An 899-nucleotide genomic window follows, 5' to 3' on the forward strand; every position below is an offset into this window, starting at 1 on the left:
CAAAGAGTTTCTAAGTGGAAATGGATGAAGGTATAAAAAAAGCACCCATGCGGGTGCTTTTTTACAAATAAAGATATTGTTACCTGAAGTTCAGCATTGAGATCAGATGCTTTTGGGATTAATCTCTTTCTCCAGATGTGAAAAAACCGACTCGCCAAAGTCGGTTTTTTCGGAATACTTACGAGTTTCGCAGCTCCGGTAAGTCCTTTCATGATAGCTCATATCGTTTAAGCACTTCAAGTATTCCCGCGGCCTATTTGGAATCAAGATGTTTTGGATAGGCGAAGACATCCCGTTGGCGATCAAGGACAACCTGAGCCAACCAGCGAACGAACCAGCCCCGAAATGACGAAATAGGTCACGATGCTACAGCTGCCAGGCATCGAGTAAGGCCAAATGATAATACGGTCTGGTGTCTCCCACTGAGGTGGACGTTCTGAGAGTCTGCAAATGAACTCAGAGCGCTGAAGGGAGAGCGTAGGGCAGCCCGAAAGGGAGAGACAACCCCCAGGAAAGCGTGAAATGAACCCCGATACTTCAACCTATTTAATGGTTTACGAGGTAGGGGTTCGGCGTAGCCGAAAGGGCAGACTCGGGGGAGCCTTGGCGACGTCCTTATCTTCTGCCCTTTTCATCACAGCAAAATATCTTATTGAGCGCGGAGCGCATTGTTGTTGCTTTCTAGATCTTATTTAGCGGCTGTGTGTAAAGCATTGGGCAGCTTGTCTGTCCGAGCTTTCCCACAGTGAGCGTTTGACCGGTAACTTCCCAACATTTTCGTGCACACGAAAAAAAAACGGTGTTTTTGAGGTTAGGGCAGGATTCGCAAAGTGCTAGCAAAAAGTACTTCATTCTCTGTCTCACGAAATTGGTGAGCGAACGGGCAATTTCACACCCAC

General features: G+C 47.2%; 1 protein-coding gene. It reads right to left on the minus strand.

Translation table 11 applies throughout. The features are described 5' to 3' along the window. Positions 1 to 212: hypothetical protein (locus R7Q48_RS25600; RefSeq protein ID WP_318132971.1), on the minus strand; the 212-nt coding region annotated here is incomplete at its 3' end. Positions 213 to 899 lie beyond the last annotated feature (687 nt).

The organism is Vibrio sp. 378 (genome assembly GCF_033339435.1).